We start from the raw sequence: 24420 nt of genomic DNA on the forward strand, positions 1-24420 counted from the left end.
CGCTCAGCGCGCTTGCGCCACCAGCCGGTAGCCGATGCCTGTTTCGGTCATCAGGTGGCGCGGGCGCGAGGGGTCGGCCTCGATCTTCTTGCGCAGGTTGGCCATGTGCACCCGCACGTAGTGGGTGTCCTCGGTGTGGCCGGGGCCCCAGACGGCCTTGAGCAGCTGTTGGTGGGTGACCACCCGGTCGGGCTGGGCCGCCAGGTGGGTGAGCAGCCGGTACTCGATGGGTGTGAGGTGCAGCGCTTCGCCCGCGCGGGTGACGGTGCGGTGCACCAGGTCGATGGCGATGTCACCAAAGCGCTGGGTGGGTTCGCCCTGGGCGGTCTGCTGGCTGTGGCGGCGCAGTTGCGCCCGCACCCGGGCCAGCAGCTCGCCGCTGCCGAAGGGCTTGACCAGGTAGTCATCGGCGCCCGCATCCAGTGCCGCGATCTTGTCGGTCTCCTGGCTGCGCGCCGACAGCACGATGACCGGCACCGCCGACCACTGACGCAGGTCGCGGATCAGGTCCACCCCGTCGCCATCGGGCAGGCCCAGGTCCAGCACGATCAGCTCCGGGCGGCGGGTGCCGGCCTCGATCAGGCCGCGCTGCACGCCGTCGGCGGTGTGCACCTCCAGGCCCTGGCTTTCCAGCGCCAGGCGCACGAAGCGCAGGATGTCGGGGTCATCCTCGACGACCAGCACATGGGGCAGGGGCTCGCTCATGGGGCCGATGCTAGCGGGGTGGCGGTCAGGCTGCCATCGTCGCCCGGGGGCTGACCCACCGGCAGGCGCAGCGTGAAGCGGGCGCCGGCCAACCGGCCGTCCTCCCAACGGTTCTCGCCGGTGATGGTGCCGCCATGGGCCTGCACGATGGCGCGGCAGATCGCCAGGCCCAGGCCCACGCCGGGGGTGGCGCTCTCGCGCTGGCCGCGCTCGAACTTCTCGAACAGCGCCTCCTCGCGGCCTTGCGGCAGGCCGGGCCCGTGGTCGTCCACCTCGATCACCACCTGCGTGTCCTCCCGCCGGGCGCGGATCTCCACCGGGCTGCCGGCCGGGGTGTACTTGGCGGCGTTCTCCAGCAGGTTGACGAACACGCGCTGGAACAGCGCTGCATCCAGGGCCAGCAGCGGCAGCCCTTCGTCGAGCTGGACCTGCACCGGCCGCTCGCCCAGGAAGGGCTGGCATTCGGCCAGCGCACTGCCCACCACCTCCTCGAGCGGCTGCCAGTCGCGGCGCAGCTGCACCGTGCCGGCCTCCAGCCGGGCCATGTCCAGCAGGTTGCTGACCAGTGCGCTCATGCGCCGGGCCGACTGCTGGATGGCCTGCACGATCTCCTGCTGGGCCGGTGCCAGCGGCGGCGCGGTCCATTCCAGGGTCTCGGACAGGCCCTGCAGCGAGGCCAGCGGCGTGCGCAGGTCGTGTGACATGGCCGACAGCAGCGAGTTGCGCAGCCGCTCCGACTCCATCTGCAGCGTGCTGGCCTGGGCCACCTCGATGTAGTGGATGCGCTCCAGCGAGATCGCCAGCAGCGAGGCACAGGTCTCCAGCACGCGGCGCTGTTCCAGCCCCACCACGCCGGGCCGGCCGGGTTCCACGCACAGCACGCCGCGGGTGCGCATCGGCGCGCGCAGCGGCAGCATCAGGCAGGGGCTGGCGGGCAGCGTGTCGGTGCCGTGGCCAGCGGGCTCACTGCGGTCGAAGGCCCATTGGGCCACGGCCAGGTCCACCGTGGCCTGGCCGCCGGGCAGGGCCTGCAAGGGGCCGTCGTCGTCGGCCACCAGCAAGGTGGCGCGGGCACCGAACTCGGCGGCCAGAAAGCGCGCCCCGATGTCCGACACCTGCGCGGGCATCAGCGCGGCCGAGAGGTCACGCGCCATCTCATAGAGCCGGCGCACCCGGTGCTCGCGCTGCTGGGCCTCCTCGGCCTGGAACTTCAGCCCGGCCGTCAACTGGCCGACCACCAGGGCGACCACCAGCATCACGACGAAGGTCAGCAGGTACTGCACGTCGCTGACCGCGAACGAGAAGCGCGGCGGCACGAAGAACAGGTCGAACAGGCCCACGCCGACGAAGGCGGCCAGCACCGCCGGCCCGCGCCCGTGGCGCAGCGCCACGCCCACCACGCCGAGCAGGAACAGCATGACGATGTTGCTCAGCTCCAGCACCCGGGCCAGCGGCGTGCACAGCAGGGTGATCAGTGCGCAGGCCGCCAGTGCGGCGGCATAGCCGCGCCATTCGGGCGGCCCGCTGCGCGGCGTGGGTGCGGCAGGGCGCAGCGGCGTGCCCGCCGCCGGGGACAGGGCCACCTGCAGCACGTCCAGATCCTCGGCCAGCCCGGCGACCTGGCCGGCCAGCGTGGGCGGCCAGGGCCAGCGCCGCGGGCGGCGCCCGATCACCAGGCGCGAAAGGTTGTGCTCGCGCGCATAGCGCACCAGCGCCGGGCCGAGTTCGGTGGCCGGCACGGTGGCGATGCTGGCCCCCAGGTCCTGGGCCAGCTTCAGCACCTGTTGTGGGCGCTCGCGCTGCCGATCGGGCTGGCGGCGCAGGGCGGGCGTCTCCACATGCAGCGCATGCCAGGGCACGTCCAGCTGCGCGGCCAGGCGGGCGCAGCGGCGCACCACCTTCTCGGCACCATCGCCCGGGCCCACGCAGGCCAGCAGGGCCTCGCGGTTGGGCCACACCACCCGCACCGCGCTGCGGCGCCGGTAGTCCTGCATCTGGCCGTCCACCCGGTCGGCCGTGCGGCGCAGCGCCAGCTCGCGCAGGGCCAGCAGGTTGCCCTTGCGGAAGAAGTGCGCGGCGGCGCGCTCGGCCTGTTGCGGCAGGTAGACCTTGCCGGCCTTGAGCCGGTCCAGCAGCTCGTCGGGCGGCAGGTCCACCACCACCACCTCGTCGGCGGCGTCGAACAAGGTGTCGGGCACGGTCTCCCAGACCCGGATGCCGGTGATGCCGCTGACGATGTCGTTGAGGCTCTCCAGGTGCTGGACGTTCATCGTCGTCCAGACGTCCAGCCCGGCGTCGCGCAGTTCCTCCACATCCTGCCAGCGCTTGGGGTGGCGCGAGCCGGGGGCATTGCTGTGCGCCAGCTCGTCGAGCAGCACCAGCGCGCCCGCGTGCGTGCGGCCGAAGTCCAGCGCGGCGTCCAGGTCGAATTCGTCGAGCTGTCGGCCCCGGTAGGGCACGCTGCGGCGCGGCAGCTGCGGCAGGTCGCGGGCCATGACCTCGGTGTCCGGGCGGCCATGGGTCTCCACCAGCCCGACCACCAGCGGGGTGCCGGCCTGCAGCGCACTGCGCGCGGCGGCCAGCATGGCGTAGGTCTTGCCCACGCCGGCGCAGGCGCCGAAGAAGATCTTCAGCTTGCCGCGCCGGGCTTGGGCCTCGTCGGCCTGGACCTGGCGCAGCAGGGCGTCGGGATCGGGGCGGGGGTCGCCATTCATGCCGGATCAGGACCGGGGCGGCAGCGGGTGGCTGGCGTCCAGGTCCAGGTTGAGCTGCAGCACATTGACCCGCGGCTCACCCAGGAAGCCCAGCCAGGGGCGCTCGGTGTGGGCCTCGACCAGGGCGCGCAAGGCGTTCTCGGGCAGGCCCCGCAGCCGGGCGATGCGGGGCAGTTGGTAGTCGGCGGCGACGCGGCTGATGTGCGGGTCCAGCCCGCTGGCGGAGGCGGTCACCAGGTCCACCGGCACCGCGGCCGTCTGGCCCGGATCGGCCGCCTTCAGGGCGGCGATGCGCCCCTTCACCGCGTCGACCAGGGCGGGGTTGCTGGGGCCCAGGTTGGACCCTCCGGAATTGGCGGCGTTGTTCGGCATGGGGTTGGTGGCCGACGGGCGGCCCCAGAAGTGTGCCGGATCGCTGAAGGGCTGGCCGATCAGGCGCGAGCCGATGGCCTGGCCACCGCGCTGGATCAGGCTGCCGTTGGCCTGCGCGGGCAGGGCCGTCTGGGCCACGCCGGTCACGGCCAGCGGATAGGCCAGGCCGGTGACGAGCGACAGGGCGGCGAACAGCACGACGGCCGGGCGCCACAGGCCTTCGGCGTTGGACATGGGCGCGGCGGCCGGGGTTGCAGTGAGCGTGTTCATGGAGACTCCTTGGGGTCAGGCCAGGCCCAGGCCGGCGATCAGCAGATCGATGGCCTTGATGCCGATGAACGGCACGATGACGCCGCCCAGGCCGTAGATCAGCAGGTTGCGGCGCAGCAGCACGGCCGCACCCACCGCGCGGTAGGGCACGCCCTTCAAGGCCAGCGGGATCAGCGCGACGATGATCAGCGCGTTGAAGATCACCGCCGACAGAATGGCCGAGCCTGGGCTGGCCAGGTGCATCACGTTGAGCGCGCCCAGCGCCGGGTAGGTGCTGACGAAGGCCGCCGGGATGATGGCGAAGTACTTGGCCACGTCGTTGGCGATGCTGAAGGTGGTCAGCGAGCCGCGGGTCATCAGCATCTGCTTGCCGGTCTCGACGATCTCGATCAGCTTGGTGGGGTTGCTGTCCAGGTCCACCATGTTGCCGGCCTCCTTGGCGGCCTGGGTGCCGGTGTTCATCGCCACCGCCACGTCGGCCTGGGCCAGCGCGGGGGCGTCGTTGGTGCCGTCGCCGGTCATGGCCACCAGGCGGCCGGCGGCCTGGTGTTCGCGGATCAGGGCCAGCTTGGCCTCGGGCGTGGCCTCGGCGAGGAAGTCGTCCACCCCGGCCTCGGCGGCGATGGCGGCCGCGGTGAGCCGGTTGTCGCCGGTCACCATCACCGTCTGGATGCCCATGCGGCGCAGCTCGGCAAAGCGCTCGCGGATGCCGCCCTTGACGATGTCCTTGAGCTCGACCACACCCAGGGCCTGGCGGCCGTCGGCCACCACCAGCGGCGTGCTGCCGCGGCGGGCCACGTCCTCCACGCTGGTCTGCAGCGCCGCGGGCCAGTCGCCGCCCAGGGCTTCGACATGGCGGCGCACTGCGTCGGCCGCGCCCTTGCGCAGCACCCGGGGCGTGCCGCCAGCCTGCGGCAGATCGGCCCCGCTCATGCGGGTCTGCGCGGTGAAGGGCACGAACTCGGCCTGCAGCGTGGCCAGCTCGCGTTGGCGCAGCTGGAAGCGCTGCTTGGCCAGCACCACGATGCTGCGCCCTTCGGGGGTTTCATCGGCCAGCGAGGCCAGCTGGGCCGCATCGGCCAGTGTCATCTCGCTCACGCCCGGGGCGGGCACGAAGGCGGCGGCCTGGCGGTTGCCCAGCGTGATGGTGCCGGTCTTGTCCAGCAGCAGCACGTCCACGTCGCCGGCGGCCTCCACCGCCCGGCCGGAGGTGGCGATGACGTTGGCCTGCATCATGCGGCTCATGCCCGCCACGCCGATGGCCGAGAGCAGGCCGGCGATGGTGGTCGGGATCAGGCAGACCAGCAGGGCCACCAGCACCACCAGGCCCACCGGCTGGCCGGCGCCGGAGGCCTGCACGCTGAAGACGGAGTAGGGCAGCAGCGTGGCCACCACGCCCAGGAAGACGATGGTCAGCGCCACCAGCAGGATGGTCAGCGCGATCTCGTTGGGCGTCTTCTGCCGCTTGGCGTTCTCCACCATCGCGATCATGCGGTCGACGAAGGTCTCGCCCGGGTTCACCGTGACGCGCACCACGATCCAGTCCGACAGCACACGGGTGCCGCCGGTGACCGAGCTGAAGTCGCCGCCGGATTCGCGGATGACCGGGGCCGATTCGCCGGTGATGGCGCTCTCGTCCACCGAGGCGACGCCGTCCACCACCTCGCCGTCGGCGGGGATCACGTCGCCGGCTTCCACCAGCACATGCTGGTCCTTGCGCAGCGCATCGGCCTCCAGCGGGTGCCACTTGAGCTGGCCTTGCGGCGTGCCACGCTGGTAGTCGGTCAGGCGCTTGGCCCAGGTCTGGCGCTTGAGGCCGCGCAGGCTGGCGGCCTGGGCCTTGCTGCGGCCCTCGGCCAGGGCTTCGGCAAAGTTGGCGAACAGCACGGTGAACCACAGCCACACCGCCACGCCGAGCGTGAAGCGGCTGGGCTGGGCGGCGGCCAGGGCGGTGGTGAAGGCGCTGCCGACATAGACGACGAACATCACCGGGTTGCGCCACTGCACGCGCGGGTCCAGCTTCTTCACGGCATCGACCAGGGCCGGGCGCACCAGCGCCGGGTCGAACAGGGTCAGGGTTGTACGGGACATGGGGGCTCCTTCAATGTGCCCACAGGGCGAGGTGCTCGACCACCGGCCCCAGGGCCAGGGCGGGCACGTAGTTCAACAGGCCCACCAGCAGCACCGTGCCGATCAGCAGCACGATGAACAGCGGACCGTGGGTGGGCAGCGTGCCCTCGGTCACGGCCAGGCGCTTCTTGGCGGCCAGCGAGCCCGCGATGGCCAGCACCGGCACGATCACCCCAAAGCGGCCCAGCGCCATCGCGACGGAGAGCATCAGGTTGTAGAACAGCGAGTTGGCCGACAGGCCGGCAAAGGCGCTGCCGTTGTTGTTGGCCGCCGAGCTGAAGGCGTAGAGCACTTCCGAGAAGCCGTGCGCCCCCGGGTTGGCCAGGCCGGCCCGGCCGGCGTCGGTCAGCACCGCCACCGCGGTGCCGGCCAGCACCAGCAGCGGCGTGACCAGGATGGCGATCGCCACCATCTTCATCTCGAAGATCTCGATCTTCTTGCCCAGGTACTCGGGCGTGCGGCCGATCATCAACCCGGCGATGAACACCGCCATGATGGCGAACACCAGCATGCCGTACAGGCCGGAGCCGACGCCGCCGAACACCACCTCGCCCAGCTGCATCAGCACCAGTGGCACGGCGCCGCCCAGCGGGGTGAACGAGTCGTGCATGGCGTTCACCGCGCCGCAGGAGGCGGCGGTGGTGATGGTGGCGAACAGGCTGGAGGCATTGATGCCGAAGCGCACCTCCTTGCCTTCCATGTTGCCGCCGCTCTGCAGGGCGCTGGCCTGCTGGTCCACGCCCAGGGCGCTCAGCCCGGGGTTGCCCTGCTGCTCGGCCGCGGTGGCCAGCACCGCCATCACGACGAACATCGCCGTCATCGCGCCCAGCACCGCCCAGCCTTGGCGAGGGTCGCCCACCATCCGGCCGAAGACGAAGCACAGCGCGGCCGGGATCAGGAAGATGGCGAGCATCTGCAGGAAGTCGGCCAGCGGCGTCGGGTTCTCAAAGGGGTGGGCCGAGTTGGCGTTGAAGAAGCCGCCGCCGTTGGTGCCCAGCATCTTGATGGCCAGCTGCGAGGCCACCGGGCCCATGGCCAGGGTCTGGTGCTGGTCCTGCTTGTCCTGCAGCACCGTCTGGCCCTGGGCGTCCTTCACGGGCAGGCCATCCTCGCCCAGGCGGGGTTCCTGCCACTGGAAGGCTTCGACCGTCTGCACGGTGGCGTAGGGCCGGAGGTTCTGGATCACGCCCTGGCCGACCATGGCCAGCGCGAACACGAAGGACAGCGGCAGCAGCACCCACAGCGTGGCGCGGGTCAGGTCCACCCAGACGTTGCCGATGGCCTGGGCCGAATGGCGCGCGAAGCCGCGCACCAGCGCCACCACCACCGCGATGCCGGTGGCCGCCGACAGGAAGTTCTGCACCGTCAGTGCCAGCATCTGGGTCAGGTAGGCCATCGTGCTTTCGCCGCCATAGGCCTGCCAGTTGGTGTTGGTGACGAAGCTGACCGCGGTGTTGAAGGCCAGGTCGGGGGCCACCGCTGGCAGGCCCTGCGGGTTGAGCGGCAGCACGTCCTGCAGCCGCTGCAGCGCAAACACGGCCAGCACCCCCAGCGCGTTGAACAGCAGCAGGCCGAGGGTGTAGCGCTGCCAGCCCGATTCCTGGTCGGCGCGCACGCCGGCCAGGCGGTAGAGCGGGCGCTCCACCCTGTGGCCAGGCCGGAAGCGCCCGGCCATCACCGCGTCGATCCAGCGTGCCAGGGGCCAGGCGGCCACCAGCAACACCGCCAGAAAGGCGGCCAGTTGCATCCAGGCCGCGGCGGTCATGAGAAGTCCTCCGGCCGCAGCAGGGCGGCGACGAGGTAGACGAGCAGCGCCAGCGCGAGGGCGGCGGCTGTCCATTCCAGCGGGTCCATGAGATCCTCCAAAGTGTTGGAGGAATGCTAGGAAGCGCCGCATCAAGGCGCGGACAAGATTCCCGCGGCCGGCGTCAAGAAACCATCAAGACGCGCCCGCCTCCCGGCGTCGCGGCCGGCGCTCAGAACAGCGTGGCGGTGCTGCCCTGCTCGCGGTCGTAGTCGGGCACCTCTGCCAGGCCGGTGCGGGTGTCGGTCTGGGTCTCGAAGCAGAAGAAGCGGTCCCGGCCCAGCGATTTGGCGGTGTAGAGCGCCGCATCCGCGCGCGAGAGCAGCGACTCGATGGTGGTGTTGCCATCGGGCACGACGGTGGTGATGCCACCGGACAGCGTGACGCAGGTCCGGCCATCGGTGGCCGGGTGCGGCAGGGCCAGCTGGTGGATCAGGCGCTGCAGTCCCTTGGCGAAGTACATCGCGCCGGAGTGCGAGGTGCCCGGCAGCAGGATCACGAACTCCTCGCCGCCGAAGCGCCCAGCCAGGTCGCGCGGGCGGCGGGAGGTCTCCCCCAACACCTGGGCGATGCGGATCAGGCACTGGTCGCCCTGCAGGTGACCGGCCGTGTCGTTGTAGGCCTTGAAGTTGTCCACATCGCACAGGATCAGCGTCAGCGGCTGGTGTTCGCGCCGGGCGGTGCGCAAGGCCTCGTCGAGCCGGATGTCCAGGCCACGGCGGTTGGCCAGCCCGGTCAGCGGGTCGTGCAGCGACTGGACCTGCAGGTCGGCATTGCTGGCGCGCAGCTGGTCGGTCAGGATCTGCAGCTGGTGGTGCAGGCTCCACAGGCGTTGCATGGCGCGCAGCTTGGCCTGCAGCACCACCGGTGAGACCGGCTTGAACAGGTAGTCGTCGCCACCCGCCTCGATGCCGGCGGCCAGGTCCACGTCCGACACGCAGCCCGACAAGAACAGGATCGGCGTCCAGCCCTCGGGCTCGGCCTGGCGGATCTGCTGGGCGGCCCAGTGGCCGTTGTGGCCGGGCATTGCCACGTCCAGCAGCACGGCATCGGGCCGCAGGCTGGTGAACAGGGCGACCGCGTCCTCGGCATTGCCGGCCTCCACCACGTCATGGCCCATGGCCTGCAATTCGGCGCTCAGTGCGGCGCGGTGGGACAGCTGGTCGTCAACCAGCAACACCTTCAGACGGACAGCGTCGGGGCGGGCCATGGGGTACAGCAGGGGCGTGCGTGAGCGGGGGAGATACCCCGCATGTCCCTGCTTATCGGCTCGGACCGGGGAAAACTTGAGTCAGCAGGCGGCCGGCGTCTGGGCGGGGGCCGGTTCGGGCTTGACCCGCAGCGCCCAGACCACCCCGGCCACCAGCAGCCCGATGCCGGCCAGCGTGGCCGGGGCCGGCCACTGCTGGCGCAGCAGGTAGGCATAGCCCAGGGCCGAGAGTGTCTCGAACACGATCAGTTGGCCCACCAGCGTGGTGGGCAGGCGCTGACTGGCCTCGTTCCAGCACAGCGTGCCCAGCCAGGAGGCCAGCAGGCCGATCGTGAACATCGCCCCGACATAGGGCCCCGGCCGTGGCCCCAGCGGCATCGGCCAGGCCGGCTCGGCGAGGGCGAAGACGACCCAGGTCAGGGCGAAGCCCAGCGCCGCCAGCGGCAGCGTGGCCAGGCCCTGCGCCGTGGCCCAGGCCCGCGGGCTGCGCTCGGCATGGGCGCGCAGCCAGTCGGCATTGCGCAGCGGATACCAGGTCCAGCAGACCACGGCGCCCCCGGCCAGCAGCGCCCCCAGCGCATAGCGGCCCAGGTCGGCCTGCGGGTCGGCGCGCAGGTGGTCCAGCTCCACCTGGTTGACCAGCGCCAGGCCGGTGGCGATCAGGGCCAGCGAGGGCAGCAGCTTGCGCCAGGGCAGGCGGCCGTCCCGCCGGGCGTCGCGCAGGTTGGCGCTGACCGCGATCACCACCGGCAGGGTGCCGATGATCATCGTCGGCAAGGGCCCGCCCGCCCGCTGCAGGGCCGAGGCCAGGAACAGGTAATAGACGATGTTGCCCACCAGCGAGAGCTTGGCGGCCTCCAGCCAGTCGGCCCGGCCGAGCCGGCGCAGCTCGGCCCGGTCCAGCCAGGCCAGCGGCAGCGCGATCAGGCCGAAGGCCAGGTAGCGGCCGAAGGACAGCATCACGGCCGGGTAGTCGTGCAGCCACAGCGGGCCGACGAACACCAAGCCCCACATCAGGCCGGCGGCCAGCGCGAAGAAGATTCCCATTCCCATGATGGCCGCGAGCTTAGGCGTTCCGGTCCGGGCGGTCTTGTACCGTCTTGCTCAGCCGGCCAGGCCGCGCGCCAGCGGCCAGAGCTGCCAGGCCAGCCCCAGCATCATCGCGCCGATCAGGCCGTCCAGCAGCTGCCAGGCCCGGGGCCGGGCGAACCAGGGCGCCAGCCAGCGCGCGCCATAACCCAGGGTGGTGAACCACAGCGCGCTGGCGCTGGCCGCCCCGGCCACGAAGGCGCCGCGCGCCGCCCAGCTCGGCTGCTGCGCCCCGACCGAGCCGACCAGCAGCACCGTGTCCAGGTAGACATGCGGGTTCAGCAGCGTGAAACCGGCCAGCTGCAGCAGGGCCTGGCGCCGGCTCAGCGGGGCCGTGGCGCCGGCCTGCAGGCTGCCGGGCCGGCGCGCCGACCACAGGGCCCGCAGGCCGTAGGCCAGCAGGAACAGCATGCCGGCGCCGGCCAGCACGCGGGCCAGGGTGGGGTGGCCGCCGATCAGGCCGGCCAGACCGGCCACGCCGGCGGCCATCAGCAGCGCGTCGGCGGCCACGCAGGCCAGCACCAGCGGGCCGACATGGGCCCGCTGCAGGCCCTGGCGCAGCACGAAGGCGTTCTGGGCGCCGATGGCGACGATCAGGCCCAGCGACAGGGCCAGGCCATGGCTGGCCGCGTTCCACAGCGGCGCGGCACCGGCCGGTGCCGGAACGGGAAGCAGGACGGAAGACATCATGGGCGCGCAGCATGCCCGGCCCGCCGCCAGGGGGCCAGTTAGACTTGCTTCAGCCGCGGTAGCGTGGCTGAACCGCCTCTTTTCTACCCGCGCACCATGTACGACTACACCCTGCTCGAAGCCCTGGCCGCCGTGGTGCGCGAAGGCAGTTTCGAGCGGGCTGCGCGGGCCCTGCACCTCACCCCCTCGGCGGTGTCGCAGCGGGTGCGCCTGCTGGAGGAACGCGCCGGCCAGGTGCTGGTGGTGCGCGACACCCCCACCCGCGCGACCGAGGCCGGCGCCCGGCTGTGCCGTCACCAGGAGCAGGTGGCCTTGCTGGAGCGGGCGCTGGCGGCCGAGCTGCCCGGCGCCGGGCCGAGTGGCGGCCAGCGGGTCACGCTGCCGATCGCGGTCAATGCCGACAGCCTGGCCACCTGGTTCGTGCCGGCCGCCGCCCGCATCGCCGACGGGCTGGACCTGCTGCTGGACATCAGCCTGGAGGACCAGGACCACACCGCCGAGCGTCTGCGCCGCGGCGAGGTGGTGGCCGCCGTCACCGCGCTGGACAAGCCCGTGCCGGGCTGCCGCAGCGTGCCGCTGGGCACCTTGGATTACCGCGCCACCGCCAGCCCGGCCTTTTGCGCGCGCTGGTTCGCGGCCGGCGTGGATGCCGCCACCCTGGCCCAGGCGCCCAGCCTGACCTTCAGCCGGCGCGACCGTTTGCAGACCGCGTGGGTGGCCCAGTGGCTGGGCACGGCCGAGGCCCCGGCGCTGCCCACGCACTGGCTGCCGTCCACCCAGGCCTTCGTCGACGCCAGCCTGGCCGGCCTGGGCTGGGGCATGAACCCCGAGCCCTTGGTGCGGGAGGCGCTGGCCCAGGGCTGTTTGCAGGAGCTGGTGCCGGGCCGGCCGCTGGGGGTGCCGCTGTACTGGCAGTGCCGGCAAGGCCTGCCGGTGGCGGCGGCGCTGACCCGTGAGGTGCTGGCGGCCGCTGCCGCGGTGTTGCCGGCCAGCGCGGCCCCCAGCCGCTGACGCAGGGCCTCAGCCCCGCGGGGTGGGGCGCACGCCGATCTCGCGCTGGTAGCGCGCCGGCGTGATGCCGTACATCGCCGCGAAGCGCCGGGTCAGGTGGGCCTGGTCGGTCAGGCCCACGGCGGCGGCGGCCTCGGCCGGGGCCTGGCCCCGGGCCAGCAGGCGCTTGGCCTCGGCCAGCCGCTGGGCCATCAGCCATTGGTGCGGGCTGACCTGGTGGTGGGCGCTGAAGCTGCGCTGGAAGTGGCAGGGGCTCATGCCGGCCAGCGTCGCCATCTCGGGCAGGCGCCAGGCATGGGCCAGGTCGTCCCGCAGCCGGGCCAGCAGCGGCCGGAAGTCGGCCACCAGGCCGGGCGTGGGGCCCCGGGCCTCGGCCAGCGGCTGCAGCAGGTCCAGGCACCGGGCCAGCAGATCGTCCTGCAGGCCGATGTCGCCGGCGTCGGTGGCCTCCCACAGGGCCCCAAGCGCCTGGCCGAAGCGTTGCGCCCGGCGGGCGTCGCGCCGCACCGCCTCGCGGAAGTGCCAGGCCGGGGCCGCCTCGCCCAGGTGGGCCTGCAGCACAGCCTCGTCGACATAGAGCATGCGGTAGGTCCAGCCCTGCGGGCAGGCCGGGGCGCCGGTGTGCAGCTCGCCCGGCTGCATCAGCACCAGCGCATCGGCCGGGGCCTCGTGGTCCTGGCCGCGGTAGTGGAAGCGCTGGGCGCCGGCCTCGACCATGCCCAGGCCATAGCCATCGTGGGCATGCGGGTCGAAGGCATGACGCAGGATGCGGGCGCGGTAGAGCTCCACCCCGGGCAGCGCGGCCGGGCGGCGGAAGCTGGCGCGATCGCTCGCGTGCGGGAAGCGGTCGGGCACGACCTCCAGGGTGGGCATGGCGGGGGCATCTTCCCACGTCGCGTACAGTCTCGCCCGTGAAGTCTCCTCAAGCATTGATCGAATTGAAGGCGGTGGACCGCCGCTACGAAACCGGGCTGCAGGCCCTGCAGGACGTGAACCTGCGCATCGCCCCGGGCGAGTTCGTCAGCCTGCTGGGCCCCTCGGGCTGCGGCAAGAGCTCGCTGCTGCGCGTGCTGGCCGGGTTGGACCCGATCAGCGCCGGCCAGGTGCTGCGGGCCGGCCAGCCGGTGCGCGGCCCGGTGCGCGACACCGGCTTCGTGTTCCAGGAGCCGACGCTGATGCCCTGGGCGGACGTGCAAAGCAATGTCGAACTGCCGCTGCGCCTGCAAGGGGTGGCGGCCGAGCCCCGGGCCGAGGCCGCGCGGGCGGCGCTGGCGCGCGTGGGCCTGCTGGACTTCGCGCAGTCCATGCCGCGTGAGCTCTCTGGCGGCATGAAGATGCGCGCCTCCATCGCCCGGGCCCTGGTCACGCAGCCCGCGCTGCTGCTGCTCGACGAGCCCTTCGCCGCGCTGGACGAGATCACCCGTTTCGGCCTGAACCAGGCCCTGCTGGACCTCTGGCACCCCGAGGGCCAGGCCCCGGCCTTCACCACCGTGTTCGTGACCCACAGCGTGTACGAGGCGGTGTTCCTCAGCCAGCGCGTGCTGGTGATGAGCGCCCGTCCCGGCCGCATCCTCGACGAGGTGGTGGTGGACGGTCCGGCCCACCGCACGCCGGCCTTCCGCCAGAGCGAGGCCTTTGCCACCGCCTGCGCCCGGCTGAGCGAAGCGCTGGCCCGCGCGGCCGGGGAAGCGGTCCTTGGCTGACACCGGGCGCGGGTCTGGCCGCCGGGCGCGCCGCGCCCGCTGGCTGGCCCCCACGCTGGCCGTGGGGCTGGCCCTGGCGGGCTGGGAGGCCGCGGTGCGGGTCTGGGACATCCCGCCCTACCTGCTGCCGGGGCCGCTGCTGGTGTTGCAGACGCTGTGGGCCAACGCCGGCTCGCTGCTGGCGAGCTGGTGGGTCACGGTGCGCATCACCTTCAGCGCGCTGGCGCTGGCCTGCGCCGGCGGCGTGGGGCTGGCGGCGTTGTTCGCGCTGTCGCCCTGGCTGGAGTGGAGCCTGACCCCGTTCGCGGTGGTGCTGCAGGTCACGCCGGTGATCGCGGTGGCGCCGCTGATCATGATCCTGACCGACAGCGCCGAGGCCACGGTGCTGATCTGCGCCTGGATCGTCGCCTTCTTCCCGCTGCTGGCCAACACGCTGGCCGGGCTGCGCAGCGCCGACGCCGGCCTGCGCGAGCTGTTTCGCCTCTACCAGGCCAGCCGCTGGCAGACGCTGCGCTTTCTGCTGATCCCGTCGGCCCTGCCGTACTTCCTGGCTGGCCTGAAGATCGCCGGCGGCCTGAGCCTGATCGGCGCGGTGGCGGCCGAGTTCACCGCCGGCGCTGCCGGCCGCAACACCGGCTTGGCCTCGCGCATCCTGGAGGCGGCCTTCCGCACCGAGATCCCGAAGATGTTCGCGGCCCTGCTGCTGGTGGCCGCCACCGGGGTGCTGATCCACCTGGGCTTCGAGCTGCTGGGCCGCTGGCTGCTGCGGCGCTGGCACGACAGCGCGCGGGACTGAACGCCCCGCAGACACCGCCGGATACACACGGTGACCGAGGCGAAACCCTCAAACCGCGCCGGGCCCGGATGAGCTGTCATCTGGCATGGCTAGCCTGCGGGCCACGATGAACACCCTCCCTCCTGTTTCCCTTCCCCTCGCGGGCCAGGTGGCCCTGGTCACCGGGGCCAACACCGGCATCGGCCGCGTGATCGCCCGTGAGCTGGCCCGCCAGGGCGCGCGGGTCTTCCTGGCCTGCCGCAGCGCCGAGCGAACGGCCGAGGTGCAGGCCGAGATCGACGCCCTGCCCGGGGCCCGGCCCGCGCCCTGGCTGCCGCTGGAACTGGGCGACTTCGCCTCGGTGGGCGACTGCGCGCAGCGCTTCCTCGACCAGGGCCTGCCGCTGCACCTGCTGGTCAACAACGCCGGCCTGGCCGGGGCCCGTGGCCTGACGCGCTCGGGCTTCGAGATGGCCTTCGGCGTGAACCACATGGGGCATTTCCTGCTGACCCAGCGCCTGCTGCCGGCGCTGCGGGCCGCCGGGGCCGCGCGCATCGTCACCATCGCCAGCCGCGCCCACCGCCGGGTGGACGGCATTCCGTTCGAACACCTGCGCGAGCCGACCCGCTCGGCCACCGGCATCCCCGAGTACAGCGTCTCCAAGCTGGCCAACCTGCTGTTCAGCGCCGAACTGGGGCGGCGCCTGGCGGGCAGCGGCGTCGCCACCTATGCGGTCCACCCCGGCGTGGTGGCCTCGGACATCTGGCGCACCGTGCCGGCGCCGCTGCGCCCGCTGTTCCACTGGCTGCGCCGCATGATCACGGTGGACGAGGGCGCCCGCACGCCGCTGCGCTGCGCCACCGACCCCGCGCTGGCCGGCCAGTCCGGCCTGTACTGGAGCGACGGCGCGCCGGCCCAGCCCAGCCCCGCCGGGCGCGACGAAGCCCTGGCCCGCGCGCTGTGGCAACACAGCGAGGACTGGACGCACTGAGCCGGGGCCCAAGTCCCTGGCGCCGCAGCGGCCGGCGGCCCTCGCTACCATGTGCCGCCATCAGGAGGATGTCGCGATGACGCGGATGCAACGGGGGGCCCGCCGGGCCGTGCTGCTGGGGGTGGCGCTGGGGTCGCTGTGGTGGGCCGGGGTGGCCGGCGCGCAGGACAAGGTGGTCTTTGCCACCAACTGGAAAGCGCAGGCCGCGCACGGCGGCTTCTACCAGGCGCAGGCCGATGGCACCTATGCCCGCTACGGCCTGGCGGTGGAGATCCGCCAGGGCGGGCCGCAGGTCAACAACCGGCCGCTGCTGCCGGCCGGCAAGATCGACTTCCTGATGACCGGCAACCTGCTGCACAGCTTCGACAACGTGAAGAACGGCGTGCCCGTCATCACGGTGGCCAGCCTGTTCCAGAAGGACCCGCAGGCGCTGATGGCCCACCCGGGCCAGGGCTACCAGACCTGGGCCGACCTGAAGAAGGCGCCGGTGGCCTACATCGCCAAGGACGCGCAGTTCTCCTGGTGGGCCTGGCTGAAGGCCGAGCAGGGCTTCAAGGACGAGCAGCTGCGGCCCTACAACTACAACCTGGGGCCCTTCCTGGCGAATCCGAAAAGCATCCAGCAGGGCTATGCGGTGGAGGAGCCGATCAGCATCCGCAAGCAGGGCGGCTTCGCGCCGCTGACCTTCCTGCTGGCCGACCACGGCTACAGCACCTACAGCACGACGATCGAGACCCGGGTCGAGACGGTGCAGAAGAAGCCCGACCTGGTCAAGCGCTTCGTCGAGGCCTCGATCCTGGGCTGGGTGCATTACCTCTACGGCGACCGGCGCGCCGCCGACGCGCTGATCCTGAAGGACAACCCGGAAATGGACCAGGCCACCATCGACCAGTCGGTGGCCTTGATGAAGTCGCTGGGCATCGTCGACAGCGGCGACAGCCTGACGGCCGGCATCGGCGCGATGAAACCCGAGCGCATCCAGGACTTCTACGACAAGATGGTGCGCGCCGGCCTGTACCGGCCGGGCGAGGTGGACCTGAAGAAGGTCGCCACCTTCCAGTTCGTCAACCACGGCCTGGGGCTGGACGAGAAGAAGCGCCTGCTGGCCCCGGCCCGCGCCCCCAAGAAGCCCTGAGCATGAAAAAGCCCCGCAGGATCGCTGCGGGGCCGGGCATCCAGCGTGGTTCAGGGGGTCACTTGAATTTGTACTGGGCGCCGATGTAGAAGAAGCGACCGCGCGGGTCGGTGTAGCTCGGGTCGTAGCCCGAGATGAAGAACCAGGCCTGCTGTGAGAACGGCGGGGCGGCGTCGAACAGGTTCTTGACGCCGCCACGCAGCGTGAAGGCCTCGTTCACGGTCCAGGCGCCGGTCAGGTCCCACAGCGAGTAGGCCCCGACCCGGCGGTCGGGCTTGCCCACAATGCTCTGGTCCGTGTAGCCCGACAGGTGGCTGTTGGACAGGGTGGCGCTGTAAGGGCCCTGTTCCCAATCCACCGCCAGCGTGTGCCGCCAGCGCTGCACCACGCCATCGTTGATGAAGTGGCCGAGGTTGCTGACGTACGGGTCGCCGTTGCCGGTCTGCTGCTTGGACTTCAGGGTCCAGGTGCCGTTCAGCCGGAAGCCCAGGGTGCCGAAGCCGCTGCGCAGTCCGCTGATGCCGGCGCCCAGGTCCAGGCCCGAGATGAACTGCCGGCCGCGGTTCTCCTTGACCAGGTCGATGTGGTCGATCCAGCCCGTGTCATCGCGGTGCACCAGATCGCCGTACTTGTCCGGGTTGGCCAGGATCACGTCGGCACCCAGGGTGCTGATCAGGTCGCGCTTGGCGATGTTCCAGTAGTCCAGGCTCAGGTTGACTCCGGCGGTGGGTTCCAGCACCGCGCCCAGCGAGAACTGGCGCGAGCGCTCCGGCTTGAGTTGGGCGTTGCTGTACTGGTAGGTGGTCCAGGTGTCCGAGCAATCGGTCACGGTGTTGTCCGGGCTCTGCGCCATGCAGACCGGGTCCACCAGCGTGGCAGCCGTGCTCTGGCTCACCGGGCGGTACAGATCCGACAGGCTCGGAGCGCGGAAGCCGGTGCCCGCCGAGGCCCGCAGCAGCAGTTCCTTCATTGGCAGGTATTTCAGCCCGACCTTCGGGCTGGTGGCGCTGCCAGTCACCTGGTACTTCTCGTAGCGCAGCGCGGCGGTCAGTTCCAGCGTCTTGGAGAGGGGGGCGCTCAGTTCGGTGAAGACCGCGGCCACGTTGCGGCCATGCCCGAAGTCCAGGTCGCTGCCGGCGGAGGCCTCGCCGAGGATCAGTTCATCGGCCAGCGCCTGGGACTGGTGGTAACGCTGGGTCTCGCGGCGGAACTCCCCGCCCAGCGCCAGGCTGAGATCGCCGCCGGCCAGGGCCATCAGTGGCCGGCTGGCCTTGAAGTCCAGGCTGTCCATCACCCCCACCGCGCGCCGCACCTCGCCGCGGATCTGGGCGGCCTCGTAGAGGGCCAGGCCGGCCGCGCTGGACGGGCCGAAGGCGTTGAGCGTGCCGTTGGCAAAGCCGTCCAGGACCATCTGCTCGTTCAGGTAGCCCTGGTGGTCACGGTCGGAGACGGTGCTCAGGCTGTGGTTGAACGCCAGCTCGTAATCCCAGTTGGCCAAGGTGCCGTTGAGGCCGGCCACATAGCGCTGGGTGGTGGAGACCAGCTCGCTCTCGCGCGCGCCGGCCTCGGCCAGGCGCAGGCGGACGTTGACGATGCGGTTGACATCGTCGGCCGGCAGGCTGGCCAGGCTGGTACCCGCCAGGGCCGGCACCAGCGACACGTCCATCGTCGCATCCACCCGGTTCGGGGTGCCGGAGTACAGCGTGCGGGCCCGCGCATAGGAGGCTTCTGCGAACAGCTGGTGGCCACCGCCCAGGTCCAGCACACCCCGGCCGAACAGGTTGGTCTTCTCCGACTCCGGGTAGAGCTCGATGTCCCGCATGTAGTCGTAGGTGCAGCCGTCCACACCGCCGATGCCGTCGGGCAGGTAGAGGGTGGCGGGCGGGTTGCAGCCGGTGGCCGCGGCCGGGTTGATCGTCGTGCTGTCGATCACCGTCTTGCCATTGGTCGAGAAGCCTTCGGCCACCAGCGTGTCGAACTGGGTCTGGCCGTCCTCCCGGTCCAGCCGGATGTTGGCCGGGAAGCCGGCGCTGGACAGCAGGTCGGGCAGGCGCCCGGGGATGTTCAGGTCCTTGATGAAACGGCGCTGGCTGGCGTTCAGGCTCTGGGTCTTCTGCAGGTCCACCACACCGAAGATGTTGAAGCCGTCGAGGCCGTAGTCGCCAAAGCCGCCGGCCAGCGAGGCCGTCTTCTTGCCGCCGCCGCCTTCGCTGGTGTCACCATAGGAGACGTTGACCTCGGCGCCCTGGTAGTCCCTGCGGGTGATGAAGTTGATCACGCCGCCGATGGCGTCGCTGCCGTACAGCGAGGAGGCGCCGTCCAGCAGCACCTCCACCCGCTGGATCGCAGCCGCGGGGATGCTGTTCAGGTCCACGCCGCTGGCGTCGCCCGGCGAGGCGAAGTTGGCCATGCGCCGGCCGTTGAGCAGCACCAGCGTGGAGGACACGCCCAGGCCGCGCAGGTTGGCGGCATTCATGCCCATCTGGTCATGGAAGCCGCCGGTGCCGATGCTGGCGCCATCGGTCATGTTGGCGGCCGAGGCGCTCAGGCGGGCCACGATCTCCGCCGCCGTCGTCAGCCCGGCCTTGTCGATCTGGTCGCGGGTGATGACCTGCACCGGCAGGGCGGTCTCGCCGTCGATGCGCTTGATGGCCGAACCGGTGATTTCGATGCGCTGCGGCTTGGCCGCGGTGTCGGTCTCACTTTGGGCCAGGGCGGCACCGGTTCCGGTGGCGACCAGTGTCAGCAAAGCGGCATGCACCGCGAGGACGCCCAGGCGGGGGCGCGGACAGGGAGAACGGCGGCACGGGTGTGCCGACACGGTGCGGGCCATGGAATCCCTCCGGGGCTGTGTGAAGCCGGTGTGTCTGTGGGTGTCCGGAGTCTAGGAAGCCAGGGCCCTGCCGGTCACGGTGCCGTCACCGGGCCGTCGCGAAAGCGCAACTTGGCGTCGCCTGGGTGCAACTGGCTGTGGTCCGCACACCAAGACCGTCGCCCGGTTTGCGGCCAAGCGACATCTTCTTTTGCAATCGCACCATTTGACGCACGGCGCGGTGGTATCCCACCCCGGCCGGTGCCAAGATGGCAGCCTGGAACCTTCGGACTTTCGTCTGCCTCGCATGCACCACTTCATTGCCGAACGTCTTGCCCGCCGTCGGGTGCTGTTGTCCCTGGTCTTGTCCGTCACCGCCACCTGGGTGCAGGCGGCGCCCGCGTCCAAACCTGTCACGCCGGCCCAGGGCTATGCGGTCGTGATCGGCGGGGCGCTGAAGGCCGACAACGAGGAGGTCTGGAACAAGGTGGTGGCGCTGGCCGGTGGCAAGGGCTCGCACTGGGTGGTGCTGGCCACCGCCTCCGAGGCGCCGGACAAGACCGGACGCCGGCTGGCCGACCTGCTGGAGCGCCAGGGGGCGGTGGTCGATGTGCTGCCGGTGGCCCCGGCGCTGAAATGGGTCGACCTGGACAAGGCCGTGCGCGACAAGTCGCTGCTGGAGGTGGTCAACAACGCCGACGGCATCTTCTTCTCCGGCGGTGCGCAGGAGCGCATCGTCGACACCTTCGCGCCCGGCGGCCGCAGCACGCCGATGCTGGAAGCCATCTGGGATGTCTACCGCCGCGGCGGGGTGGTGGCGGGCACTTCGGCGGGCGCCGCGATCATGAGTGCGGTGATGTTCCGGGATGCGCCCAGCGTGATCAATGTGATGAAGGGGCAGCTGCACGACGGCAAGGAGGTGGACCGAGGCCTGGGCTTCGTCGGCTCCAATCTGTTCGTGGACCAGCACTTCCTCAAGCGTGGCCGCTTCGGTCGCATGATCCCGCTGATGCTGGCCAAGGGCTACAAGCTGGGCCTGGGCGTGGACGAGAACAGCGCCGCGATCGTGCACGGCGACGACATCGACGTGATCGGCGCCAAGGGGGCGCTGCTGGTCGACCTCAACGACGTCGAGACCGACGCCAAGGTCAACGCGCTGAACGTGACCGGCGCCCGCCTGACCTACCTGGACCGGGGCGACAGCTACAACCTGGGCAACCGCCGGGCCACGCCGTCCGAATGGAAGCAGCGTGGCCAGCTGCTGGACCCGAACGCCAAGGGCTACAAGCCGGACTTCAACACCCCGCTGTACTACACCGACATGCTGGGCGACACCGCGCTGGTCAATGCGATGGGCTACCTGATCGACAGCAGCCAGCACGAGGTGCGCGGCCTGACCTTCGACCCGCTGGCCTCGCCCAACGACAAGCGGGCCGACCTGGCCTTCCAGTTCCGGCTCTACAAGGGCAAGGACTCGGTCGGCTGGTACTCTGATGAAATGGGTGGCGAGGATTACAGCGTGATGAACCTCTACCTGGACATCGTGCCGGTGCGCATGGCGCGCCCGCTGACGACCCCGTGGACCTCGCGCTGACCCCGGTCCGCTTCGCTGCTTCCCCTCTGTTTCGATCTCGTCAGGAGAACCCGTTCATGCAACGCCGTCAACTTGTCACCGCGCTGGTGCTGGCCGCTGCCAGCCTGGGCGCCGCCGCCCAGGCCCCCGACTGGAAGAAGATCCGCATCGGGGTGGAGGGCGCCTACCCGCCGTTCTCCGAAGTCGGCACCGACGGCAAGCTCAAGGGCTTCGACATCGACATCGCGCAGGCGTTGTGCGCCGAGATGAAGGCCCAGTGCACGCTGGTGCAGCAGGAATGGGACGGCATGATCCCGGCCCTGCAGGCGCGCAAGTTCGACGCCATCATCGCCTCGATGGCCATCACCGAGGAACGCAAGAAGTCGGTGCTGTTCTCCGACAAGTACCAGAACACGCCGCCCTGGCTGATCGGCAAGAGCGGCCTGCCGCACGACATCTCGCCGGCCGCGATGAAGGGCAAGAAGATCGGCGTGCAGCGCACCTCCATCCATGACCGCTGGGCCACCGCCACCTACAAGGACAGCGAGATCGTGCGCTACAGCAAGCAGGACGAGGTCTTTCTGGACCTGGCCGCCGGCCGCATCGACGCGACCGTGTGCGACTCGGTTGCCGCCAACCTGGGCTTCCTGAAGACGCCGGCCGGCAAGGGCTTCGCGGTGCTGGGCACGCCGCCGGATGACCCCGCCTTCTTCGGCGCCGGCGCCGGCATCGCGGTGCGCAAGAACGACGCCGTGCTGCAGCAGAAGTTCAGCGCCGCGATCAAGGCCATCCGCGCCAACGGCGTCTACCAGAAGATCAACGCCAAGTACTTCGACTTCGACGTCTACGGCAAGTAAGCCGGGCGCATGGGAGGGCCGGGGACGATGCTGCATGGTTATGGCGCCAGCCTGTTGCAAGGCGCGCTGCTGACGCTGGGGGTGGCCCTGGCCTCGCTGGCCATCGCGCTGCTGCTGGGGCTGGCCGGTGCGCTGGCCAAGCTCTCGCGCTGGCGCTGGCTGCAGTGGCCGGCCACGCTCTACACCACGCTGATCCGGGCGGTGCCCGATCTGGTGGTGATGCTGCTGGTCTTCTACGGCGGGCAGATGCTGGTCAACAAGATCGGCGAGGCGCGCGGCTGGGACTACATCGACGTGGACCCCTTCATCGCCGGCGTGCTGACCATCGGCTTTATCTTCGGCGCCTACCTGACCGAGGTGCTGCGTGGCGCCTTCCTGGCCGTGCCGCCGGGCCAGCGCGAGGCGGCCCTGGCCTACGGCATGAACCGCTGGCAGGTGCTGACCCGCGTGGTCGGGCCGCAGATGCTGCGCCATGCGCTGCCGGCGCTCTCCAACAACTGGCTGGTGATGATCAAGAGCACCTCCATCGTCTCGGTCATCGGCTTGTCGGACATGATGAGCCGGGCTGGCCAGGCCGCGGGCGCCACGCGCGAGCCCTTCCTGTTCTACGCCGTGGTCGGGGTGATGTACCTGGCCTTCACCACGGTGTCCGAGCTGGGCTTTGCCTGGCTGGCGCGCCGACTGTCGGTCGGTGTGCGCCAGGTGGCGCTCTGAGGCCCGGAGGAACCGCCCATGGACTTCCAGGCCATCCGCGACAGCCTGCCGCTCTACTACCACGGCACCCTGGTCACGCTGGCGCTGCTGGCGGCGGCCTTGCTGGCCGGCGGGCTGTGCGCCCTGCCGCTGGCGATGCTGCGCAGCCTGCCCATCGCCTGGCTGTCCCGGCCCATCTGGGCCTTCACCTATGTGATCCGCGGCACGCCACTGCTGGTGCAGCTGTTCCTGCTGTACTACGGCCTGGCCCAGTTCGAGGCGGTGCGCAGCAGCCCGGCCTGGCCCTGGCTCAGCTCGGCCTGGTTCTGCGCCATCGCGGCCTTTGCCATCAACACCTGTGCCTACACCACCGAGATCCTGCACGGCGCGATGAAGGCCCTGCCGGCCGGGGAGATCGAGGCGGCCCAGGCCATGGGCATGTCGCGCTGGGTGACCTTCCGCCGCATCGTCCTGCCCTCGGCCTTCCGGCGCGCGCTGCCCGCCTATGGCAACGAGGTGGTGCTGATGCTGCACGGCACCTCGCTGGCCAGCGTGGTCACGCTGGCCGACCTGACCGGCGCAGCGCGCGAGATGAATTCCACCTATTACCTGCCGTTCGAAGCCTTCCTGACCGCGGCGGCCTTCTACCTGGCCATCACCGTGGTGCTGGTGGGCCTGTTCCGGGCGGCCGAGCGCCGCTGGGTGCAGCCGCTGCAGGGCCGGCACTGACTTTTCCCCCATCACGATGCACACCGTCCGACACGTCCTGGCCAGCGCCACCCCTGGCACCACCCACGAACTGCTCAGCCTGCACTACGGCACCCCGGGCCAGGGCCCCAAGGTCACGGTCCAGGGTTCGCTGCATGCCGACGAGGTGCCCGGCATGCTGGTGGCCTTCCACCTGCGCCGCCAGCTGGACGCCCTGGAGGCCGCGGGCCGGCTGACCGGCGAGGTGGTGCTGGTGCCCATGGCCAACCCGCTGGGGGTGGGGCAGTGGGTGCTGCACGGCTACCAGGGCCGCTTCGAGCTGGGCAGCGGCGAGAACTTCAACCGCCACTACGCCGACCTGACCTCCGCCGTGCTGGACGCGGTGATGGACCAGCTGGGGGCCGACCCGTCACACAACGTGGCGCTGGTGCGCGGCGCGCTGCGCGACGCGGTGGCCGCGCTGCCGGCCACCAGCCCGCTGCAAAGCCTGCGCAAGACCTTGCTGGGCCTGGCCATCGACGCCGATGTGGTGCTGGATCTGCACAGCGACGGCGAGGCCTTGCTGCACCTCTACACCACGCCGCAGACCTGGGACCACGGCGGCGAGCTGCTGGCGCGCTGCATCGGCGCCGAGGTGGCGCTGCTGGCCGAACGCTCGGGTGGTGATCCGTTTGACGAGGCCTGCTCCATGGTCTGGCCGCAGCTGGCCGAGCGTCTGGGCCCGGCCAAGCCGCTGCCGCCAGCCTGTCTGGCCGCCACCATCGAGCTGCGCGGCGAGGCCGATGTGCGGCACGACCTGGCCGCTGCCGATGCCCAGGGCATCGTCGACTTCCTGGTCCAGCGCGGGGCGGTGGCGCCCGCGGGCGGGGTGAAGCCGCCGCTGCCGCCGCTCAAGCGTGCGCCCACGCCGCTGGCCGGCTCCATCCCGCTGGTGGCGCCGCATGGCGGCATGGTGGTCTTCCTGCAGACGCCGGGCACGCCGGTGCAGGCGGGCCAGCCCCTGGTGGACCTGATCGACCCGCTCAGCGGTGCGGTCACCACGCTGACGGCGCCGGTGGCGGGCCTGTTCTTCGCCCGCGATCTGCGGCGTTTCGCGGTGGCCGGCATGTCGCTGGGCAAGGTGGCGGGGCGCGATGCGACCCGCCAGGGCTCTCTGCTGTCCGTTTGAAGCGCTGATG

21 protein-coding genes are annotated in these 24420 nt (G+C 71.2%); 10 read left to right on the forward strand and 11 right to left on the reverse strand.

The window, feature by feature from the left end:
- Positions 1 to 3 precede the first annotated feature (3 nt).
- From kdpE to KGA65_RS02890, 9 genes are all read right to left on the reverse strand, one after another.
- The gene (gene kdpE, locus KGA65_RS02850; RefSeq protein WP_225861624.1) at positions 4 to 705 is read right to left on the reverse strand and encodes a two-component system response regulator KdpE; all 702 of its coding nucleotides are present in this window, start codon (positions 703 to 705) and stop codon (positions 4 to 6) included.
- A complete protein-coding gene (locus KGA65_RS02855; protein ID WP_225861625.1) occupies positions 702 to 3419 on the reverse strand; it encodes a DUF4118 domain-containing protein in 2718 nt (905 codons plus the stop codon). The genes kdpE and KGA65_RS02855 overlap by 4 nt, the downstream gene beginning before the upstream one ends.
- A 6-nt stretch (positions 3420 to 3425) precedes the next feature.
- On the reverse strand, positions 3426 to 4061 hold the full coding sequence (kdpC, locus tag KGA65_RS02860; RefSeq protein WP_310740928.1) for a potassium-transporting ATPase subunit KdpC: 636 nt from the start codon (positions 4059 to 4061) through the stop codon (positions 3426 to 3428).
- 15 nt (positions 4062 to 4076) lie between these two features.
- A complete protein-coding gene (gene kdpB / locus KGA65_RS02865) occupies positions 4077 to 6152 on the reverse strand; it encodes a potassium-transporting ATPase subunit KdpB (protein ID WP_225861626.1) in 2076 nt (691 codons plus the stop codon).
- 10 nt (positions 6153 to 6162) lie between these two features.
- Positions 6163 to 7956 (reverse strand): potassium-transporting ATPase subunit KdpA, encoded by a 1794-nt coding sequence (kdpA, locus tag KGA65_RS02870; protein ID WP_225861627.1) that lies wholly within the window; start codon positions 7954 to 7956, stop codon positions 6163 to 6165.
- Entirely contained in the window at positions 7953 to 8045 is a 93-nt protein-coding gene (gene kdpF / locus KGA65_RS02875) for a K(+)-transporting ATPase subunit F (protein ID WP_225861628.1), read from the reverse strand. Before kdpF ends, kdpA begins: the two co-directional genes overlap by 4 nt.
- A gap of 122 nt (positions 8046 to 8167) precedes the next feature.
- A complete protein-coding gene (locus KGA65_RS02880; protein ID WP_225861629.1) occupies positions 8168 to 9205 on the reverse strand; it encodes a GGDEF domain-containing response regulator in 1038 nt (345 codons plus the stop codon).
- 81 nt (positions 9206 to 9286) lie between these two features.
- Positions 9287 to 10258 (reverse strand): DMT family transporter, encoded by a 972-nt coding sequence (locus KGA65_RS02885; RefSeq protein WP_225861630.1) that lies wholly within the window; start codon positions 10256 to 10258, stop codon positions 9287 to 9289.
- Positions 10259 to 10309: 51 nt separating this feature from the next.
- Entirely contained in the window at positions 10310 to 10984 is a 675-nt protein-coding gene (locus KGA65_RS02890) for a LysE/ArgO family amino acid transporter (protein ID WP_225861631.1), read from the reverse strand.
- 96 nt (positions 10985 to 11080) lie between these two features.
- Between KGA65_RS02890 and KGA65_RS02895 the strand changes: the two genes are divergently transcribed.
- Entirely contained in the window at positions 11081 to 11995 is a 915-nt protein-coding gene (locus KGA65_RS02895) for a LysR family transcriptional regulator ArgP (RefSeq protein ID WP_225861632.1), read from the forward strand.
- 9 nt (positions 11996 to 12004) lie between these two features.
- Here KGA65_RS02895 and KGA65_RS02900 read toward each other — a convergent pair whose 3' ends face one another.
- The gene (locus KGA65_RS02900) at positions 12005 to 12868 is read right to left on the reverse strand and encodes an AraC family transcriptional regulator (protein ID WP_225861633.1); all 864 of its coding nucleotides are present in this window, start codon (positions 12866 to 12868) and stop codon (positions 12005 to 12007) included.
- Positions 12869 to 12906: 38 nt separating this feature from the next.
- Between KGA65_RS02900 and KGA65_RS02905 the strand changes: the two genes are divergently transcribed.
- The 4 genes from KGA65_RS02905 (at position 12907) to KGA65_RS02920 (ending at position 16599) form a co-directional block, all read left to right on the forward strand.
- Entirely contained in the window at positions 12907 to 13698 is a 792-nt protein-coding gene (locus tag KGA65_RS02905) for an ABC transporter ATP-binding protein (protein WP_225861634.1), read from the forward strand.
- On the forward strand, positions 13691 to 14494 hold the full coding sequence (locus KGA65_RS02910) for an ABC transporter permease (RefSeq protein WP_225861635.1): 804 nt from the start codon (positions 13691 to 13693) through the stop codon (positions 14492 to 14494). The genes KGA65_RS02905 and KGA65_RS02910 overlap by 8 nt, the downstream gene beginning before the upstream one ends.
- Positions 14495 to 14600: 106 nt before the next feature.
- A complete protein-coding gene (locus KGA65_RS02915) occupies positions 14601 to 15464 on the forward strand; it encodes an SDR family oxidoreductase (protein WP_225861636.1) in 864 nt (287 codons plus the stop codon).
- 76 nt (positions 15465 to 15540) lie between these two features.
- Complete coding sequence (locus KGA65_RS02920; RefSeq protein ID WP_225861637.1) at positions 15541 to 16599, forward strand: ABC transporter substrate-binding protein; 1059 nt, start codon at positions 15541 to 15543, stop codon at positions 16597 to 16599.
- Positions 16600 to 16657: 58 nt separating this feature from the next.
- Here the strand turns inward: KGA65_RS02920 and KGA65_RS02925 are convergent, their stop codons facing one another.
- Entirely contained in the window at positions 16658 to 19348 is a 2691-nt protein-coding gene (locus tag KGA65_RS02925; protein WP_225861638.1) for a TonB-dependent receptor, read from the reverse strand.
- A gap of 370 nt (positions 19349 to 19718) precedes the next feature.
- Between KGA65_RS02925 and KGA65_RS02930 the strand changes: the two genes are divergently transcribed.
- From KGA65_RS02930 to KGA65_RS02950, 5 genes are read left to right on the forward strand one after another with little or no spacing between them, the layout of a single operon-like run.
- Positions 19719 to 21005, forward strand: a complete 1287-nt coding sequence (locus tag KGA65_RS02930) for a cyanophycinase (protein ID WP_225861639.1) — start codon at positions 19719 to 19721, stop codon at positions 21003 to 21005.
- A 56-nt stretch (positions 21006 to 21061) separates the two neighbouring features.
- On the forward strand, positions 21062 to 21841 hold the full coding sequence (gene aotJ / locus KGA65_RS02935) for an L-arginine-binding protein AotJ (RefSeq protein WP_225861640.1): 780 nt from the start codon (positions 21062 to 21064) through the stop codon (positions 21839 to 21841).
- Between the two features lie 27 nt (positions 21842 to 21868).
- Complete coding sequence (locus KGA65_RS02940; protein ID WP_225861681.1) at positions 21869 to 22555, forward strand: ABC transporter permease; 687 nt, start codon at positions 21869 to 21871, stop codon at positions 22553 to 22555.
- A gap of 18 nt (positions 22556 to 22573) precedes the next feature.
- On the forward strand, positions 22574 to 23263 hold the full coding sequence (locus KGA65_RS02945) for an ABC transporter permease (protein ID WP_225861641.1): 690 nt from the start codon (positions 22574 to 22576) through the stop codon (positions 23261 to 23263).
- Between the two features lie 16 nt (positions 23264 to 23279).
- Positions 23280 to 24410, forward strand: coding sequence for a succinylglutamate desuccinylase/aspartoacylase family protein (locus tag KGA65_RS02950; RefSeq protein ID WP_225861642.1), 1131 nt, complete (start codon positions 23280 to 23282; stop codon positions 24408 to 24410).
- Positions 24411 to 24420: the final 10 nt, after the last annotated feature.

The organism is Ideonella benzenivorans (genome assembly GCF_020387415.1).
Taxonomy (GTDB): domain Bacteria; phylum Pseudomonadota; class Gammaproteobacteria; order Burkholderiales; family Burkholderiaceae_C; genus Ideonella; species Ideonella benzenivorans.